The 17,046-nt window shown below is 71.9% G+C and carries 18 protein-coding genes; 6 read left to right on the top strand and 12 right to left on the bottom strand.

Going from position 1 to position 17,046, the window contains the following annotated elements; all coding sequences use genetic code 11:
* Positions 1-66 precede the first annotated feature (66 nt).
* Positions 67-537 carry a type II toxin-antitoxin system PemK/MazF family toxin gene (locus J5X86_RS25115; protein WP_308124712.1) on the bottom strand — a complete coding sequence of 157 codons (471 nt, stop codon included), beginning with the start codon at positions 535-537 and terminating at the stop codon, positions 67-69.
* Positions 538-601: 64 nt separating this feature from the next.
* Here J5X86_RS25115 and J5X86_RS25110 point away from each other — a divergent pair, with 64 nt between their 5' ends.
* On the top strand, positions 602-1,831 hold the full coding sequence (locus J5X86_RS25110; protein WP_243981320.1) for an aromatic acid exporter family protein: 1,230 nt from the start codon (positions 602-604) through the stop codon (positions 1,829-1,831).
* Between the two features lie 67 nt (positions 1,832-1,898).
* On the opposite strand, the gene J5X86_RS25105 is transcribed toward J5X86_RS25110, so the two are convergent.
* A complete protein-coding gene (locus tag J5X86_RS25105) occupies positions 1,899-3,107 on the bottom strand; it encodes an ADP-ribosylglycohydrolase family protein (protein WP_208519001.1) in 1,209 nt (402 codons plus the stop codon).
* A 155-nt stretch (positions 3,108-3,262) separates the two neighbouring features.
* Here J5X86_RS25105 and J5X86_RS25100 point away from each other — a divergent pair, with 155 nt between their 5' ends.
* Positions 3,263-3,568, top strand: coding sequence for a DUF6343 family protein (locus J5X86_RS25100; protein WP_208519105.1), 306 nt, complete (start codon positions 3,263-3,265; stop codon positions 3,566-3,568).
* A gap of 149 nt (positions 3,569-3,717) precedes the next feature.
* On the top strand, positions 3,718-3,924 hold the full coding sequence (locus J5X86_RS25095) for a hypothetical protein (protein WP_208519000.1): 207 nt from the start codon (positions 3,718-3,720) through the stop codon (positions 3,922-3,924).
* Positions 3,925-4,044: 120 nt separating this feature from the next.
* Here J5X86_RS25095 and J5X86_RS25090 read toward each other — a convergent pair whose 3' ends face one another.
* The 3 genes from J5X86_RS25090 to J5X86_RS25080 form a co-directional block, all read right to left on the bottom strand.
* Positions 4,045-4,413, bottom strand: coding sequence for a tetratricopeptide repeat protein (locus J5X86_RS25090; RefSeq protein ID WP_078640840.1), 369 nt, complete (start codon positions 4,411-4,413; stop codon positions 4,045-4,047).
* Positions 4,414-4,610: 197 nt separating this feature from the next.
* Complete coding sequence (coaE, locus tag J5X86_RS25085) at positions 4,611-5,219, bottom strand: dephospho-CoA kinase (RefSeq protein ID WP_208518999.1); 609 nt, start codon at positions 5,217-5,219, stop codon at positions 4,611-4,613.
* Positions 5,220-5,257: 38 nt separating this feature from the next.
* The gene (locus J5X86_RS25080; RefSeq protein WP_208518998.1) at positions 5,258-6,202 is read right to left on the bottom strand and encodes a PAC2 family protein; all 945 of its coding nucleotides are present in this window, start codon (positions 6,200-6,202) and stop codon (positions 5,258-5,260) included.
* Positions 6,203-6,489: 287 nt separating this feature from the next.
* On the opposite strand from J5X86_RS25080, the gene J5X86_RS25075 reads away from it, so the two are divergent.
* Entirely contained in the window at positions 6,490-6,951 is a 462-nt protein-coding gene (locus J5X86_RS25075; RefSeq protein ID WP_208518997.1) for a hypothetical protein, read from the top strand.
* A 62-nt stretch (positions 6,952-7,013) separates the two neighbouring features.
* Here the strand turns inward: J5X86_RS25075 and rpsA are convergent, their stop codons facing one another.
* Entirely contained in the window at positions 7,014-8,525 is a 1,512-nt protein-coding gene (gene rpsA, locus J5X86_RS25070) for a 30S ribosomal protein S1 (RefSeq protein WP_078640844.1), read from the bottom strand.
* A 367-nt stretch (positions 8,526-8,892) separates the two neighbouring features.
* Between rpsA and J5X86_RS25065 the strand changes: the two genes are divergently transcribed.
* Together J5X86_RS25065 and hrpB are read left to right on the top strand one after the other, a co-directional pair.
* Positions 8,893-9,765: a class I SAM-dependent methyltransferase gene (locus J5X86_RS25065; protein ID WP_208518996.1), complete on the top strand. Its 873-nt coding sequence runs from the start codon at positions 8,893-8,895 to the stop codon at positions 9,763-9,765.
* The gene (gene hrpB, locus J5X86_RS25060) at positions 9,750-12,389 is read left to right on the top strand and encodes an ATP-dependent helicase HrpB (protein WP_243981319.1); all 2,640 of its coding nucleotides are present in this window, start codon (positions 9,750-9,752) and stop codon (positions 12,387-12,389) included. Before J5X86_RS25065 ends, hrpB begins: the two co-directional genes overlap by 16 nt.
* Positions 12,390-12,573: 184 nt before the next feature.
* On the opposite strand, the gene J5X86_RS25055 is transcribed toward hrpB, so the two are convergent.
* From J5X86_RS25055 to J5X86_RS25030, 6 genes are all read right to left on the bottom strand, one after another.
* A complete protein-coding gene (locus J5X86_RS25055; protein WP_237298834.1) occupies positions 12,574-12,924 on the bottom strand; it encodes a hypothetical protein in 351 nt (116 codons plus the stop codon).
* Positions 12,925-12,947: 23 nt separating this feature from the next.
* A complete protein-coding gene (locus J5X86_RS25050; RefSeq protein ID WP_043240610.1) occupies positions 12,948-13,166 on the bottom strand; it encodes a hypothetical protein in 219 nt (72 codons plus the stop codon).
* Positions 13,167-13,286: 120 nt separating this feature from the next.
* A complete protein-coding gene (locus J5X86_RS25045) occupies positions 13,287-13,907 on the bottom strand; it encodes a hypothetical protein (RefSeq protein ID WP_243981318.1) in 621 nt (206 codons plus the stop codon).
* Positions 13,908-13,909: 2 nt separating this feature from the next.
* Positions 13,910-14,911 carry a DUF3068 domain-containing protein gene (locus J5X86_RS25040; RefSeq protein ID WP_208518993.1) on the bottom strand — a complete coding sequence of 334 codons (1,002 nt, stop codon included), beginning with the start codon at positions 14,909-14,911 and terminating at the stop codon, positions 13,910-13,912.
* A gap of 16 nt (positions 14,912-14,927) precedes the next feature.
* A complete protein-coding gene (locus J5X86_RS25035) occupies positions 14,928-15,062 on the bottom strand; it encodes an SPW_0924 family protein (RefSeq protein WP_014059917.1) in 135 nt (44 codons plus the stop codon).
* 188 nt (positions 15,063-15,250) lie between these two features.
* Positions 15,251-17,008: a lytic murein transglycosylase gene (locus J5X86_RS25030; protein ID WP_208518992.1), complete on the bottom strand. Its 1,758-nt coding sequence runs from the start codon at positions 17,006-17,008 to the stop codon at positions 15,251-15,253.
* Positions 17,009-17,046 lie beyond the last annotated feature (38 nt).

The following is a 17,046-nucleotide window of genomic DNA, read 5'->3' as shown; positions in this document are numbered from 1 at the left end:
GAGGCGCATTCCCCAGCGTGAGGCGCGTTCCCCACCCTGAGGCGCGTTCCCCAGCGTGAGGCTTTCTCAGCTCCAGCCGTACCGCTGCCGCAGCCGCATCACGACCAGGTCGAAGCGCGGCCGGTCGAGCGCGCACGCCTCGCGCCGCATCCCGTCCGGGTGCACCCGCAGCACCCGGTCCACATCGACCCAGGAGTCCCGCCCGGCCCGGTCCCAGGGCCCGGAGCCGATCGGCACCCACTCGCGGTCGGCGTCATGCCGCTTGCTCGACAGCTGCACGGCGAGCAGCGTCCCGCCCTGCTCCCGCGCGACCACCAGCACCGGCCGGTCCTTGCCGCGGCCGTCGTTCTCCTCGTACGGCACCCATGTCCAGACGATCTCCCCGGGGTCCGGGTCCCCGTCCGGATCGGGTGCGTACTCCGTCCGTACCCGCCCGACCTGGCGCGGATGAGCCTCGACGGTGGCGGCGGGACCGGTGCTTCCGGGAAGCGCCGCGCCGTCCTCCGTCCCCTGCGTTCCGTTGAATGGCCTGATCACGCGCGACACGTTAACCCGTACGCGGCGGCCGATGACATGGCGGCCCCCTCCGCGTGGAAGAGGCATGTACGTGCCTGATGTTCCCGACCCGGTGGCAGAGTTCGTCAAACGGCGCCACGATCCGGTCGTCGTCCAGACAGTGCGTTCCACGGCGGCCGCGACCATCGCGTACGTCGTCGCCCTCGAGCTCAGCAAGGAACCCGCCCCGCTCACCGCCCCGCTCACCGCCCTCCTCGTCGTCCAGGTCACCCTCTACGCGACCCTCACCCGGAGCCTGCGCAGGGTCGAGGCCGTGATCGTGGGCGTCCTGATCGCCGTCGCCTTCAGCGTGCTGGTGGGGCTGACCTGGTGGAGTCTGTGCCTGATCATCCTCGCCGCCCAGACCGCCGGCTATCTCACCCGGGTGGGCGACTGGGTCCAGGAGGTGGCGATCAGCGCGATGCTGGTCCTCGGCGTGACGCAGGTGACCACCTACGCCTGGGACCGAGTGCTGGAGACCCTCATCGGAGCCGGTGTCGGGATGGCCTTCAACTTCTTCCTCGCCCCTCCGGTGTGGGTCGAGACGGCCGGCAAGTCGATCGAGGACCTGGCCCGCCGGATGCGTCAGCTCATGCTGCACATCGGCCAGGAGCTGGGCAGCCAGATGGCCGTCGACCGCGCCGCCGCCCGTCTCTACGAGGCCCGGCGGCTCGACCACGACATCACCCAGGTCGACGCCGCACTCCGCCAGGCGGAGGACAGCGTGCGGCTCAACCCCCGCGTCAAGGAGGGCCTCCTCTACCGCGTGGTGCTCCGCACCGGCCTGGACACGCTGGAGATCTGCACCGTCATCCTGCGCGTCATGTCCCGGACCCTGACCGACCTCGCCAAGGCACGGACGGAGGAACCGCTCTTCCCCCCGGAGGTGGCGGAGGCCCTCAAGGACCTCTTCGTCCATCTCGCCGCCGCCGTCGAGAGCTTCGCCGTCCTGGTCACCACGCAGGTCAGCGCGAACGCCGAAGAAGCCGAATCCCGCCTCTCCAGCGAGCTTGTGAAGGCCCACGCCAGCCGCGACCGGGGCGCCGATCTCCTGCTGCGCCGCGTCCAGGAGCACCCTCGCCAGTGGCAGCTCCACGGTGCCCTGCTCGCGGAGATCGACCGCATCCTCGACGAACTCGACATGGAGCAGCGCTCCAAGCGCCTCATGGAAGAGCTCGACCGCAGCACCCGCGAGAAGCGCGAGCGCTTTCTCTTCCTCCACAAGATCCAGCGCTGGATCCGGCGCGACCGTAAGGACGGCTCCACGGCTGTCTGAGCGGGATCCGGGGGCCGCCGCTCACCCCGGCTCCCGGGCACGGTCAGCTGAGCACTGCCGGGCGCGGTCAGCTGAGCGGGTAGCGGTCGCGGGGGAAGACCACGTCGTCGTAGGGCTCGTACAGCTCCACGGAGCGGTGGAACTCGGAGGCGAAGTCGTCGGCGAGCTCGGCGATCGTGCCGCGGCCCTCGGTCCGGGCCAGCCAGGACAGGGGAAGGCGGAGGTCGCCGAGGTGGGCGCCGAGGAGGTTGCCGCAGATCGAGCCCGTCGAGTCGCTGTCGCCGGAGTGGTTGACGGAGAGCAGAAGGGCCGCCTGGACGGGGGTGCGCGGGGGCGCCGGATCGTAGCTGATCTTGCCGCCGGGGCCGTAGAGGATCTGCTGGGCGGGGGTACGGGCCAGGGCGCTGTAGACCGCGATGGCCAGCGCCTCCTCGGCGACCCAGCCGCCGCCGAGCGATTCGGCCTTCTCGGCGGTCGGATCGCCCTCGGCCGCCAGCTCGACCGCCTTACGGAGGGCGGCGGTGGTCTCCTCGTGGCGGGGGTAGCGGGCGAGGAGTTCCAGGGCGCGCAGGGTCGCGCCTTCGAGGGACTCGCCGTCGAGCAGGCACGCGATCATGGCGGCCAGGGCACCGGCCGCGTAGGAGCCCGTCGGATGGCCATGGGTGATCGTGGCGCAGCGGGCGGCGAGTTCGAAGCAGTCGCGGGGGTCGAGCCCGGTGAGGCCGAACGGCGCCGAGCGCATCACGGTGCCGCAGCCCTTGGAGCCGGGGTTCACCGGGCCGGGGATGCCGTCCAGGGGCGCCCGCGGGGCGGGGACATGTTCCTTGGTGAGGCCGGAGAGGCAGGCGTTGCCGGGGGCGCGGCGGGCGTACAGCCAGGGCTGGGTGCGCAGCCAGCCGGTGCGGACCAGGTCGCCGGTGCCCTCGGCGGGCGGCGGCCCGGGGTGGTTCTGGGTGTCCAGCCAGCGCAGATAGGCATGGCGGACGACGGCGGTCTCGGATCCTTCGATGCCCTTGGACGAGGATCTGGCGTGGGCCCGTATCAGGCCCTCCGCCGTGAAGAGCGTCATCTGGGTGTCATCGGTGACCCGGCCCACGACTCCGCTGCCGTCCGGGACGAGGGTGGTGATGCCCGTGCCGCCATAGGTCTCGCGGATCGACCGCAGGGAGAGGAACTCGATCGGATTGCCGAGAGCGTCCCCGATCGCCCCGCCCAGCAGGCAGCCGCGGATACGGGCCCGCTTGGCGGCCGATTCGTCCCATGACTGGCGGATCACTGGCAGCTCCTCATCGTCCTGGTCCCATGCCGTCCCGTGTGGATGCTCACGACAGGATCTCAGGTATCGGGGGGCGCCCCTCGGCGGTAGATTCGAGGAGTCACAAAGCGGAGGAAAATAGAAGAAGGCTGCCGAAAACGGGAGATACGATGCCCATGCCGACGCGGTTGATCCGAACGGGTGACGAACCGGTACACGCGCGCAGCCCGCTGCGGATGCGGCTTGGGCTGGCCACGTGGGGGCTGCTCTGGACGCTCGGCGGCGCGGTGGCCTTCGCGGTCGTGGGCCGGCCGGGATGGGCGGCCGCGTGTGGGGCGCTCGCCGTCGTCACCCTGGTCGATCTGATCCTGGTCATCCGGCACATCCGGCAGGGGCCGCATTATCAGCCCGGCCCGGATGTGCCGCCGTACGCGCCGATCGGCGAGCGCAGGCGGAGCCGCGGGCGGCGCCGGACACCGTAAGGCATGCACGGGGTGGCGGCCACAAGGCATGGACGCCGTAAGGCGTGCACGGCGCTCCGGGGGTGACGGGATATCGACGGCCGGGAGCCCCGCATTCCGGGAGATACTGCCGAGTACCTGCTGAGTACCTGCCGCGACAGGGGGCCGTCATGGGGGTGCTGGCGATCGGCATCGCGCTCTGTGCGCTGGGGCTGATGCTCTCCGGAACCGGAGAGCCGTACGGGCGGCGGGAGGCGCGGCCGGGACAGGAGGCCGACCCGTACGACCTCGTCCGGCAGCGCGGAGTGGCGCTGGGGCTCGGCGGGGTGGTGCTGCTGGGCGCGGTGGTCCTCGGCGGGTTCGCCCTCTGGCGCTGACCGGGGCCGGGCCGCCGCACAGCGGCCCGGTATGGGCCGCCGTGTACGGATCGGCGGATGGGGCGGAGTCCGGGCCCGGCAAGCGCCGCGGACGAGCCCGCGCCCCGCCTGTCCGGCCCTTCAGCCCCGCTCGCCGAACCGGGCCGCCTCGACGAAGTCCGGGCGCGGATCGAGCGCCGCGGCCAGCCGGAAGTGGCGGGTGGCCTCGGCCGAGCGGTTGGCCCGCTCCAGGGTGCGGGCCAGGGCGAAGTGGGCGAACGCGTTGTCCGGCTCGCGCTCGATGACGAGCTGGAACTCCAGCTCCGCCGAGCGCAGCTGCGCCGCGAGGAAGAACGCGCGCGCCCGCAGCAGCCGGGCCGCCGTGTTCTCGGGGTGGGAGCTGATGACGGAGTCGAGCAGCTTCACGGCGCCCCGTGGATCTCGGGCGGCGAGCAGTTGCTCGGCGGCGCGGTAGTCGATGACGTGGGTCTCGGGCGTGGGCTCGGGCACAGCCGTTTCCTTCCCCGGGTACGTGCTCGGTGATGAGGCGGTGGATCGGGTGAGGGGACGGGATGAACTGTCACGGATGATCGTTCGCCACGAGGACCACAACAATCACCCCGCACGCCGCATTCCCCGCCACGGGCGCGCGCACGCTCCGCGCCGCGCCCCGGCTCAGCCCCGCGCGCTCCGCGCCACGCCCTCGCTCAGCCCTCCGCGCCGACCGCCCGCGCCACCAGATCCGCCCAGACCTTGGTGATCTGCGGCTCCAGCGCCTCGATCGGGCCATTGTTGTCGATCACGACATCGGCGATCGCCAGCCGGTCGGCGCGGGTGGCCTGCGCCGCCATCCGGGCCCGCGCCTCGTCCTCGGCCATGCCGCGCAGCCGTATCAGCCGGCCGAGCTGGGTCTCGGGCGTGGCGTCCACGACCATGACCAGGTCGTAGAGCGAGGCCAGCTTATTCTCGGCCAGGAGCGGGACGTCATGGACCACGACGGCATCGGGGGCGACCGCCGCCTGGAGCTCGGCGGAGCGGTCCCGGACCAGGGGGTGGATGATCGCGTTCAGCGCGCTCAGCCGCTCCGGGTCGTTGAAGACGATCCCGCCGAGTTTGGGCCGGTCGAGATGGCCGTCGGCGGTCAGCACCTCGGGGCCGAACTCGGTCACGACGGCGGCCAGTCCAGGAGTCCCCGGCTCGACCACCTCGCGAGCGATTCGATCCGAGTCGATCAGCACCGCTCCCAATGAGGTCAGGATCCGTGAGACCTCGCTCTTGCCCGCGCCGATTCCGCCCGTGAGCCCCAGCTTCAGCATGGGGCCCACGCTATACGGCGCACCGGCCGGGCCCTCGCTCAGGCTCCACCCTCGCCCTCCCGCTCGGCCAGGAACCGCTCGAACTCCGCCGCCAGTTCGTCCGCCGAGGGCAGCTCGGCCGGCTCCGCGACCAGATTGCCGCGGCTCTCGGCCCCGGCCACCGCGTCGTACTGGTGCTCAAGACCCCGTACGAGCGCGACCAGCTCCTCGTCCCCCTCGGAAATCTGCCGCTCGATCTCCTCCTGCGTCTTGAGGGCGTCGTTGCGCAGGGCGTGCGTGGGCCCCGGCAGGACCAGACCGGTGGCCGCGGTGATGGCCTCCAGCGCGGTGAGCGCCGCGTCCGGATAGGCCGACCGGGCCAGATAGTGCGGCACATGCGCGGCGACGCCGAGCACATCGCGTCCCGCCTCGGCGAGCCGGTACTCGATCAGGGATTCGGCGCTGCCGGGCACTTGGGCCTCGTCGAAGAAGCCGCGATGACCCGGTGTCAGATCGATGCGGTTTCCATGCGGGGTGATGCCGACCGGCCGGGTGTGCGGCACGCCCATCGGGATGCCGTGAAAGTTCACCGCGAGCCGTACGTTCAGCCGCTCCACCATCTGGCGTACGGCCGCCGCGAACCGCTCCCACTCCACGTCCGGCTCCGGCCCGGCGAGCAGCAGGAACGGGGCCGCGGTCGCGTCGCGCACCAGATACAGCTCGAGCTTCGGGGTCTCGTACGCCGTCCAGCGGTCGCGCTGGAAGGTGAGCAGGGGGCGCCGGGCCCGGTAGTCGACCAGCCGGTCATGGTCGAAGCGCGCGACGACCTTGCGTGGCAGGCCGTCGAGCAGCCGCTCGACGATCTGGTCCCCCGTCTCGCCGGCGTCGATATAGCCGTCGAAGTGGTACAGCAGCACCAGCCCGGCCGAGTCCCGCGAGGCTATCGCGTCGACCTCCGCCAGCCCGCTCGGTTCCCATGCGTACAACTCCTGCGGATCTTGCACTGTGACCGCTCCTCCTTGTGTCCGCTCCGAAGAACACCGAACGAGGGCGGGGGCATTCCCCGAGCCGGAGCCGCGATGGCCCGGCGGCCGTGAACCGCGTTGCGGAGGAGCTCATTTGGGCTAACGGGAGCGGCCCGAACTCGACGTCGGCGCACTTCGCGGGGTTGACGCGCATATGCGGCACGCCTATCTTCGCCAGCCGTCAGCGGTTCATCATGTCATCCGGCGTTCACTGACCAGAACCCAGCGTGTTCACCTCTGGCCACGGCACAGGAAGGCAGCCTCCTATGCACTCCCCCGGCCGCACTCCCACCCGATTACGCACCTTCGTCACCGCCTCCGCCGCCGGGCTGGTCGCCGCCGGCGGGCTGATCGCGGCCGGTACGACCGCGCGGGAGGCCCCCGCCGCCACCACCGTCCCGATCTCCGTGAACGACGCGGACGGGCTCAGGGAGGCCCTCGCCGGGGCCCGGCCCGGCGATACGATCCGGCTCGCCGACGGCAGGTATCGGGGCAGCTTCGAGATCACCGCCTCCGGCACCTCCGGCTCGCGGATCACCCTCACCGGCTCGTCGAAGGCGGTCCTCACCGCGAGCGGCGGCTATGGGCTGCGGCTGAACGGCGCCTCGTACTGGACCGTCAGGGGGATCACGGTCCGCGGCGGCCGGGAGGGCATCAGGATCGACGCCGCCCGGAGCGTGACCGTGGACTCCGTTTCGGTCAGTGTGCGGCGACCCGGGCATGCGTAAGGCCCGCCCCCCAGGGGGAGCGGGCCTTACCCATTCAACTGGTGCCGACTAGCGGCCGGTGATCAGCTCTGGCCGCCGGCCAGCTTCTCGCGAAGCGCGGCCAGCGCCTCGTCCGAAGCCAGGGCGCCGGAGTTGTCGGCCGACTCCGAGGAGTACGAACCGCCGCCGCCACCGGACGCCTGCCCGCCGGGCGCCGGAGCGGCGCCGCTGCCCGCCTCGGCAGCGGCCTGCTCGTCGGCCTCGCGGGACTTGATGACCTGCGCCTGGTGCTGCTCGAAGCGCTGCTGCGCCTCGGCGTACTGGGTCTCCCACGCCTCCCGCTGGGTCTCGAAGCCCTCGAGCCAGTCGTTGGTCTCGGGGTCGAAGCCCTCGGGGTAGATGTAGTTCCCCTGGTCGTCGTAGGACGCGGCCATGCCGTACAGGGTCGGGTCGAACTCGACCACGGACGGGTCGGCACCGAACGCCTCGTTGGCCTGCTTCAGCGAGAGGCTGATGCGGCGGCGCTCGAGGTCGATGTCGATGACCTTGACGAAGATCTCGTCGTTGACCTGGACGACCTGCTCCGGGATCTCCACGTGGCGCTCGGCCAGCTCGGAGATGTGGACCAGGCCCTCGATGCCCTCGTCCACGCGGACGAACGCACCGAACGGAACGAGCTTGGTGACCTTACCCGGGACGACCTGGCCGATCTGGTGGGTCCGGGCGAACTGCTGCCACGGGTCTTCCTGGGTCGCCTTGAGCGACAGGGAGACGCGCTCGCGGTCCATGTCGACGTCCAGGACCTCGACCGTGACCTCCTGGCCGACCTCGACAACCTCGGAGGGGTGGTCGATGTGCTTCCAGGACAGCTCCGAGACGTGGACGAGACCGTCGACGCCGCCGAGGTCCACGAACGCACCGAAGTTGACGATGGAGGAGACGACGCCGGAGCGCACCTGACCCTTCTGGAGGGTGGTGAGGAAGGTCTGGCGGACCTCGCTCTGGGTCTGCTCCAGCCAGGCACGGCGGGACAGGACCACGTTGTTGCGGTTCTTGTCCAGCTCGATGATCTTCGCCTCGAGCTCCTTGCCCACGTAGGGCTGGAGGTCGCGGACGCGACGCATCTCCACCAGGGAGGCGGGGAGGAAGCCACGGAGGCCGATGTCGAGGATGAGACCACCCTTGACGACCTCGATGACGGTACCGGTGACGATCCCGTCCTCTTCCTTGATCTTCTCGATGGTGCCCCAGGCGCGCTCGTACTGGGCGCGCTTCTTCGAGAGGATCAGGCGGCCTTCCTTGTCCTCCTTCTGGAGAACCAGGGCCTCGATCTCGTCGCCGACGGCCACGACCTCATTGGGGTCGACGTCGTGCTTGATCGAAAGCTCGCGGGAAGGGATGACGCCTTCGGTCTTGTAACCAATGTCGAGCAGGACCTCGTCCCGGTCGACCTTCACGATGACGCCGTCGACGATGTCGCCGTCGTTGAAGTACTTGATCGTCTCGTCGATCGCGGCGAGGAAGGCTTCCTCGGAACCGATGTCGTTTACCGCCACCTGCGGAGTGGTGCGGGTTGCCTCGGTGCTGCTCGTCATGTGGGAAAGGGCTCCGGTACGGACATTGAGTCGTAGGTACTGCTACGCCGGGGCCCTTATCGCACTGCCGATGCCGGACAGCCTTGGAGGCACCGAATCTTTCCGATTTCGAATGATCGAAAAGCCCATGCACCTCGACAACCGAGGGGACATACAACAGATGCGAGTGCGGCCTGCTCGGTCCGAGGCGCACATGCCCGCAGCGCAACTTGTAGCATACGGGGGCAGCCGGGCATGGTCAATGCACGAAGAGCACACGTGGGGATTAACTCCCCGAACCCGGCAAATTGCATGGTCCGTACTGCGACGCGGTCTTCACCGTGCCCCGCAGCCACAGGTCGATACAGAGAGTACGACGACGCGCGCGATGGTCCAAGAACACGAGCCCAGCACCCCTGCGGAGGCGGCCGATCCGACGGCCACCCGCCGGATCGCCGACGAGGCGGAGAGCAGCCGGGCCAGCCGGGGGTGGTGGGACCGCAACGCGGACGAGTACCAGGAGGAACACGGCGCCTTCCTGGGCGACGACCGGTTCATATGGGGCCCGGAGGGGCTGGACGAGGCGGAGACCGGGCTGCTGGGCCCGGTGGAGGCGCTCAAGGGGCGCGATGTGCTGGAGGTGGGCGCGGGCGCCGCACAGTGCGCCCGCTGGCTGGCCGCCCAGGGGGCGCGGCCGGTGGCGCTGGACCTCTCCCACCGGCAGCTACGGCACGCGCGGCGGATCGACACGGAGGCCGCCGCCGGGGGCGGCGACGGGACGGGCGACGGGGCCGGGGTCGCGCTGGTGCAGGCGGACGCCACGGCCCTGCCCTTCCGGGACGGCTCGTTCGACCTGGCGTGCTCGGCGTACGGGGCGGTGCCGTTCGTGGCCGAGCCGGTGCGGGTGATGCGCGAGGTGCGCCGGGTGCTGCGGCCGGGCGGACGGTGGGTCTTCTCGGTGACGCACCCGATCCGCTGGGCGTTCCCCGACGAACCCGGCCCCGAGGGGCTGTCCGTCGCCGGCTCCTACTTCGACCGCACGCCCTATGTGGAGCAGGACGAGTCGGGCCGGGCCGTCTACGTGGAGCACCACCGGACGCTGGGCGACCGGGTGCGGGACGTGGTGGCCGGGGGCTTCCGGCTGCTCGACCTGATCGAGCCGGAGTGGCCCGCGTGGAACCACCAGGAGTGGGGCGGCTGGTCCCCCCTGCGCGGGAACCTCATCCCGGGCACGGCGATCTTCGTATGCGAGCGGGACTGAGCGGAATCGGAGCAGAGGCGTTGACCACTCCTGGGGACCCGCGCGCCGAGGCCCTCGACCGCCTTCCCGTGCGCGAGGCCGTGCCCGCGCTGCTGCGCGCGCTCGAGGACCGCGGGGTCGCCGTGCTGTGCGCGCCTCCGGGGACCGGTAAGACGACGCTCGTGCCACTGGTGCTCGCCGGGCTGGTGGGCGGCGGACCGGTGCGGCGGGTGCTGGTCGCCGAGCCGCGGCGGATCGCGGCACGGGCCGCCGCGCGGCGGATGGCGTGGCTGCTGGGCGAGCGGCCGGGCGGGAAGGTCGGCTTCACCGTGCGCGGGGAGCGGCAGGCCGGCCGCGGGACCGTGGTCGAGGTGGTCACCACCGGCGTGCTGCTGCAACGGCTGCAACGCGACCAGGAGCTGACCGGCGTCGATGTGGTCGTTCTCGACGAATGCCATGAGCGCCATCTGGACGCGGACACGGCCGCCGCCTTCCTGCTGGACGTCCGGGCCGCCCTGCGCCCCGACCTCCGGCTGATCGCCGCCTCGGCGACCACGGACGCGGAGGGCTGGGCGCGGCTGCTCGGCGACGGCGGGGAGAGCGGGGAGAGCGGGACGGACGTCGGGGACGGTCCTGAGGGGCCCGCGCCGGTCGTCTCGGCACCGGGCGTGTCCCATCCGGTGGAGGTGGTCTGGGCGCCGTCCGAGCGCCCCGTACGGCCGCCGCACGGGATGCGGGTGGACCCCGCCCTGCTGGACCATGTCGCGGCCGTGGTGCGGCGGGCGCTGCGCGAGCGGGAGGGCGATGTGCTGTGCTTCCTGCCGGGCGTGGGCGAGATCTCCCGGGTGGCCGGGAAGCTGGGCGGGCTCGCCGAGGCGGAGGTCCTGCAGGTGCACGGGCGGGCGCCGGCCGCCGTACAGGAGGCGGTGCTGGCGGGCTCGGACGGCGGACGGCGGCGGGTGGTGCTGGCCACCTCGGTCGCCGAGTCGAGCCTGACCGTGCCGGGCGTGAGGATCGTCGTGGACTGCGGGCTGGCGCGTGAGCCCCGGATGGACCACGCACGCGGGCTGAGCGCGCTGACGACCGTAAGGGCGTCACGAGCGGCCGCCCGGCAGCGCGCGGGCCGTGCGGGGCGTGAGGCGCCCGGGGTGGTCTACCGCTGCTGGCCGGAGGCGGAGGACGCCCGGCTGCCGCGTTTCCCGTCCCCGGAGATCGCCGGCGCCGACCTTACGGCCTTCGCGCTGCAGACGGCGTGCTGGGGCGATCCGGACGCCTCGGGGCTGGCCCTGCTCGATCCGCCGCCCACCGGGGCGATGACGGCCGCCCGCGAGACGCTGACCGCGATCGGCGCCGTGGACGCCGCCGGACGGGCCACCGAGCGCGGCACCCGGATGGCCCGCCTCGGCCTCCACCCCCGCCTCGCGCGGGCGCTCATCGACGGCGCGAAGGAGGTCGGCGCACGCCGGGCGGCCGAGGTGGTGGCCCTGCTGAGCGAGGAGCCCCCGAGGGAGTACGGCGACGACCTCGCCGCCGCCTGGCGCACCGCCCGCCACGGCGGCGACCCCTACGCCGCCCGCTGGCGCCAGGAGGCCCGGCGGCTCGAACAGGCCCTGACCGGCGCGGGCGACGCGCGGCCCGATGGCGCACGTGGCGCACAGCGGGCGGCGCGCGGCGATGACGCCGTGGCGGGGATGCTGGCCGCGCTGGCGTTTCCGGAGCGAGTGGCCCGGCGGCGCGGCGAGCGGGTGTACCTCATGGCCGCGGGGACGGGCGCGGAGCTGGGCGACGGCTCGCGGCTGGGCGGGTCGCCGTGGCTCGCGGTGGCCGTCGCGGACCGGCCGGTGACCTCCGCGTCGGCGCGGGTGCGGCTCGCGGCCGTGACCGACGAGGACACCGCCCGGGCGGCAGCAGCGGCGCTGGCCTCGGAGGGTGCGGAGGTGCGCTGGGCCGACGGGGACGTCGTGGCGCGCCGGGTGGCCCGGCTCGGCGCGATCGAGCTGGTGTCCCGGCCGCTGGCCAAGCCCGATCCGGAGCTGGTGCGGCGGGCGCTGCTGGAGGGGCTGCGCCGCGAGGGGACGGGGCTGCTGCGCTGGTCGGCGCAGGCCACGGCGGTCCGGCAGCGGATGGCGTTTCTCCATCAGGAGCTGGGCGGGGCCTGGCCGGATGTCTCCGACGCGGCGCTGCTGGACCGCACGGACGACTGGCTCGGGACGGAGCTGGCGCGGGCCCGCGGGCGGGCCGATCTGGGGCGGGTGGACGCGGGACAGGCGCTGGCCCGGCTGATGCCGTGGGCCACGGGCGAGGCCGCGCGGTTCGAGGAGCTGGCGCCGGAGCGGATCGAGGTGCCGAGCGGCTCGCGGGTGCGGGTGGACTACGGCGCGGACCGGCCCGTGCTGGCGGTGAAGCTGCAGGAGCTGTTCGGCTGGCAGGAGGCGCCCCGGATCGCGGGCGGACGGGTGCCGCTGCTGGTGCATCTGCTGTCCCCGGCGGGGCGTCCGGCCGCGGTCACCGCCGATCTGGCGTCGTTCTGGAAGGACGGCTACCGCTCGGTGCGGGCCGAGCTGCGCGGCCGGTATCCCAAACATCCGTGGCCGGAGGACCCGGCGACGGCCGAGCCGACCCGGCGGACCAACTCCCGCCGCTGAGCCGCCCAACGTCAGCCGCTGAGCCCGGCTGACGCCCGCCGCTGAACCCACAGCCGCCGAGCCCGCCCAACGCCACCGCTCAGCCCACAACCGATGGGGGCCGTACAGCGGGCCGTATCGGACATCGGCGGGCCACGTCGGGCATCGGCAGGCCGCGCCGGGCATCGGCGGGCCACGTCGGGCGTCAGTCGGCCCAGTCGCGCAGCCTGCGGGCGGTCTCGCCGAGCCGGAATCCGCTGATCTCCCGTATCTCGCGGACGAGTTTGACCATGCCACCCGGCGGAGGCGTGATCGGCTCTCCCGACTCCTCCATGTACATCCGCGCGCAGGCCGCACCGATCGTGGCGTTGTAGTCGGAGAACGGCTCAAGGATCAGTGAGGTGTGCAGAAAGGTCGCGGCGCGGGCGGCGGCCTCCTCGTAATAGGGCTCGCCCGAGAACCGCTCATAGCGGTGGCGTTCGGTCATGCAGTGCAGCGCACCCCAGTCCCGGACCGGGGTGTTCACCGGGGAGACCTCGACCTGGACGTTCAGCACCCAACCGGCGTCGACATACAGGATCACCGCATGCCGTGCGGGAACTCCCGCTCGAACTCGGGCTTGTACTCCAGGGCGAACTTCACGGCGCCCTCGACGAAACGCTGCTTCTGACGCCGCCGGACCACGTCCTCGGTCAGTATGTCGTGCGCCAGGCGCTTGATCGCGACGCCCTTCTCCCTCGCCTCGGCACGCAGCTCGGCCAGCTCCTGCTCGGTGAACTCAATCGTGATGCCAGGCATGGGCGGCATGCTAGCCACGCCTCTGCCCTGATCACTACTGGCTTGGCCACCACGAGCGAATCGCGGGGACGCAGGTTGACGCGGGGATTGACACGGCGATTGACGCGACGGCCGCGCGGCTCAGCACTCCAGCCTCAGGGCGAACTGCTCGCCCGTCGGGAACGGTTCGTCCACGGGGTGCGGTCCGACCCATATGAGCGCCTGCTCGAAGGTCATATACGAGCCGTTGTCGACGCACTGGCCGACCACCACCGCATTGCCGCCGCAGCGCCACGCGGCGTAGTTCCACGGGTGGTCGCCCTTCTCGTCCCGCACGACGGTCTCCGGCTCGCCCAGGCGCTCGCCGAAGGCGTCCACGGCGGCGCGCCACCGGCCGTCGAAGACGGAGCGGTCGGCGTCGCGGTGGAAGACCCATGCGGGGTCCTCGGAGTGGTACTCGGCGAGCCAGTCGACATTGCCGCTGAGCCCGTCGGCCTGCAACTCCGCGTCGAAGTCGTCCGGCTCGTAGTAGTAGCAGAACGGGATCAGGCATTCGGTGTCCGCGTCATCGGGCCCGCCGAACCACTCGGGGCGGACATAGTGCCCGGTGTTGGTGGCGTGCGAGGACGCATGGGAGCCGTCGGGCACCCAGCCGAAGCGCTCGGCGGCGGCCGCCGTGGCACCCGGAGTCCATTCCAGGCGCGCCAATTCGACGATGTGGCCGACGAGTTCGGGCCCGGGGACGCAGCTGTTCACTGGCATGGTCATACGCTACGGCCCGCCACTGACAACGGGGTCGGCGCCGCCGGGGCCGACGGCGGGCGCGCCGCGCGCCCGCGGGCCTCCAGCAGCAGGGCGAGCGCGAGCAGGGCCATGCCGAGGGTCAGGAAGCCCCATGGCAGATAGGCCGTGAGCAGCAGGACGAGCTGGCGCTGGGACTTCACCATGTCGACCGTGTGCCGGATGTAGTCCTCGCGCATCTTCACATGGCCGGAGAAGACGGTCACCCGGTCGCGGTCGCCCAGCAGTGTGCCGCCGCGCAGCTCTTCCTTGTGGATCTCCTGTCCGTTGACCGGGGCGCCGGTGGTGGGCTCGACCCAGAACATCCGCTTGGTGCTGTACCAGCGGGAGGTGCCGGCCTTGCGGACGGTCTCGGGGGTGACGCCCTCGACCGGCATGGTCTTGGGCAGCGCCACCTTGGTCCAGGGGATGGTCTGTTCGAAGTAGTAGACCTTCAGGCCGCGGAAGGTCTGGGTGCCCTTGTAGTGGATGGGGGCGGAGGTGCGGGTCTGGGCGTCGAAGTAGCGGTAGTCGCGCTTCTCGGTGAGGAACGGCCATTTGAACTCGATGCCGTCGCGGCGGACCGCGTCCCCGTCGACATGTTCCCCGCCCGCGTGCACCGGGTCCTGGGAGTGGGCGTCGAAGACATAGCGCTCGGGGATCTTGGAGACCATCTTGCCGTCGGGCCCGGCCACATAGGACAGGGCGTCCCAGACGACGACATCGCGCCCGGTCGCCTTCCCGGTCTTCTCGGCGGCGGGCACATTGCCGCGCAGGGTCTGCACGATGCTGACCTTGGAGACCTTGCGGGGCTGCATGGTGCCGTAGTCGAGCAGGGTGGCCGGGCTGGCCTCCAGGACCGCCGTCTGGTACTCGCTGGGCGGGATCTTGGCCAGCCGGGGATAGGCGTACCAGCGCAGCAGCGGCGCGAGTGCGGCGAAGAAGACGGCGAAGGCCAGCAGCACCAGGCTTGCTCTGCGGCGCATGGCGGATGTCCCTCCCTCAGGGGTGCTTGGGGACGGTGGTGAGCAGGGGTTTCGGGGAGGTCTCACCGCTGGGGGCGCCGATGGCCGTCATCGTGAGGACGATGGCGAGGGCGGCGGCGAGTCCGATCGCGGCGGCGGCGAGGGCGCGCATACGGGCCTCCTCGTGGTCCGGTACGAGGCACTGCCTGACGGTTCGTCAGGGATGGGGCACCGTAGCAACGGGGGCCGCAGATGAGAACACGAAGGCGGAAAAGCGTCGCGCCGCCCCTGGCCCGGTGGGGGCTCAGGGGCGGCGCGAGGAACCGCGTGATCCGCGGCGGTGTTCGGTTACCGGGCGGCTTACGAGGCGGGGGCCTGGGCCTGGGTGACCGTCAGCTCGATGTCCAGGACGGCGCCGCCCTCGGCGGTGAGGCGGAGCAGGAAGGTGCCCGCGTGGTCATCGGTGAGGATCTTCGGCAGGGTGAGCTGCCCGAGGGCGTTGGTCTTCAGGGCGGTCAGGGTGCGCACCGGCTTGCCCTTGTCGTCCAGGAAGTAGGGCCCCTTGTCGGCCGGCTCGGGGTCCTTCGCCGAGGTGATCATCGTGGCGGTCACCGGCACATCCGCCGTGGCCTTGCCCTTGCTGGTGGCCGTGACGGTGAGCGCGTCGGCGAAGGAGGCGCCGGTCTGGGCCGTGAGCTCCTTGTCGCCGAGGCGGGCCAGCGCATCGGCCTGCGGTACGGGACGGGCCTTGACGGTCGCGGTGAACTCGACCGGGGCGGCCTCCCGCCCCACGGCGGTGGCGCGCACGGTGAAGGTGCCGGTCTTCTCGCCCGCGAGCAGCTTCGGCGCGGTGGCGGTGCCATCGATGCCGGTCACCATGGTGGCGGACTTGACGAGGCCGATGAAGCGCGCGTCGGTCTCGCCGAGGATCTCGTACCTCACGCGCGCACCGGCCACCGGCTTGCCCGCGGCGTCCACGGCCTTGACGCGCGGCGACTGGGCGAATCCGGTGCCCGCGGTGGCGGACAGCTCCTTCGCGCCGACCGTGGTGAGCTTGCTGGTGCCGCTCGGGGTGGACGGCGGAGTGGTCGGGGGCTTGGGGGTCGGGGTCCCGGTGCCGGGGGTCCCGCCGTGCTCGCCGGACGGAGGGGTCGGGGTGGAGGTGTCGGGCTCGTCGTCGGGCTTGGGCAGGGTGTGGGCGTCCTGGCCCTTCCCGGTGTCCTTGCCGTTTCCGCCGCCCTTGCCCGAGTCCTTGCCCTTGTCGCCCGAGCCGCCGGAGCCGTCCCCCGAGGGCAGCACGCCGGTGCCGTCGGGGACCTCGTGGGTGCCGCGCTTGTAGTACTCGAACCACGACAGGACGGTGTTCAGATACTCCTGCGAGTGGTTGTAGCCGAGGATCGCGCGGTCCAGATCGGCCTTGACGGACAGATCGCGGCCGTCCGCGCAGAGGTAGTTGCCCGCGGCGAGGGCGGCGTCATAGACGTTGTTGGGGTCCTTCTCGCCGTCACCATTGCCGTCCCGCCCCCAGTTGGCCCAGGTGGACGGGATGAACTGCATGGGGCCGACCGCTCGGTCATGCGTGCTGTCGCCGTCGTAGGCACCGCCGTCGGTGTCCTTGATCAGGGCGAAGCCGTCGCCGTTGAGGACCGGGCCGAGGATGGGCGAGACGGTGGTGCCGTCGGCCTCCACATTGCCGCCGCGGGCCTGGCCGGACTCGACCTTGCCGATCGCGGCGAGCAACTGCCAGGGCAGATTGCAGCCGGGGTTGGACTCCTTCAGGGCCGCTTCCACCTTCTTGTAGGCGTCCAGCACGCTCGCGGGTATGCCCGCCTCGGCCTTGGTGTTGCCACTCCCGGGGAGCCCGGGCAGATCGATCGAGGAGCCCGGCTTGTCGGGGGTGACCAGCGGTGGCAGATCAGTGTGGTACGACGAACCACCGTCAATGGGGGTGTCGTCGGGCGCCGGTGCCTCCCCCGCCCGCTGCTCCCGGTTCCGGTCGCCCTGGTCGGAGTGGGCGAACCCGGGTGCCTGGGACGCGGTGAGGGCGGCCATCGCGGCGGCCGCCACCGCCGTCGTGGCGGCCCCCTTGCGCAGTCGTCGGCCGATAAGCGGTGCCATCCGTGTGTCCCTCCCGTCGAACACAGTGCGCTCCCCCG

This window comes from Streptomyces sp. NEAU-YJ-81, assembly GCF_017592595.1.
In the GTDB taxonomy this organism is placed as follows: Bacteria; Actinomycetota; Actinomycetes; order Streptomycetales; family Streptomycetaceae; genus Streptomyces; species Streptomyces hygroscopicus_B.
The sequence above is the reverse complement of the archived record's forward strand: the minus strand, read 5'-3'. Positions and strand labels throughout refer to the sequence as shown.

Excerpts from the sequence above, each read along its gene's own strand:
- J5X86_RS25110 (WP_243981320.1), top strand. The coding sequence starts at position 602 with ATGTACGTGCCTGATGTTCCCGACCCGGTGGCAGAGTTCGTCAAACGG.
- J5X86_RS25100 (WP_208519105.1), top strand. The coding sequence starts at position 3,263 with ATGCCGACGCGGTTGATCCGAACGGGTGACGAACCGGTACACGCGCGC.
- J5X86_RS25095 (WP_208519000.1), top strand. The coding sequence starts at position 3,718 with ATGGGGGTGCTGGCGATCGGCATCGCGCTCTGTGCGCTGGGGCTGATG.
- coaE (WP_208518999.1), bottom strand. The coding sequence starts at position 5,219 with ATGCTGAAGCTGGGGCTCACGGGCGGAATCGGCGCGGGCAAGAGCGAG.
- J5X86_RS25075 (WP_208518997.1), top strand. The coding sequence starts at position 6,490 with ATGCACTCCCCCGGCCGCACTCCCACCCGATTACGCACCTTCGTCACC.
- rpsA (WP_078640844.1), bottom strand. The coding sequence starts at position 8,525 with ATGACGAGCAGCACCGAGGCAACCCGCACCACTCCGCAGGTGGCGGTA.
- J5X86_RS25065 (WP_208518996.1), top strand. The coding sequence starts at position 8,893 with ATGGTCCAAGAACACGAGCCCAGCACCCCTGCGGAGGCGGCCGATCCG.
- hrpB (WP_243981319.1), top strand. The coding sequence starts at position 9,750 with ATGCGAGCGGGACTGAGCGGAATCGGAGCAGAGGCGTTGACCACTCCT.
- J5X86_RS25050 (WP_043240610.1), bottom strand. The coding sequence starts at position 13,166 with ATGCCTGGCATCACGATTGAGTTCACCGAGCAGGAGCTGGCCGAGCTG.
- J5X86_RS25045 (WP_243981318.1), bottom strand. The coding sequence starts at position 13,907 with ATGCCAGTGAACAGCTGCGTCCCCGGGCCCGAACTCGTCGGCCACATC.
- J5X86_RS25040 (WP_208518993.1), bottom strand. The coding sequence starts at position 14,911 with ATGCGCCGCAGAGCAAGCCTGGTGCTGCTGGCCTTCGCCGTCTTCTTC.
- J5X86_RS25035 (WP_014059917.1), bottom strand. The coding sequence starts at position 15,062 with ATGCGCGCCCTCGCCGCCGCCGCGATCGGACTCGCCGCCGCCCTCGCC.
- J5X86_RS25030 (WP_208518992.1), bottom strand. The coding sequence starts at position 17,008 with ATGGCACCGCTTATCGGCCGACGACTGCGCAAGGGGGCCGCCACGACG.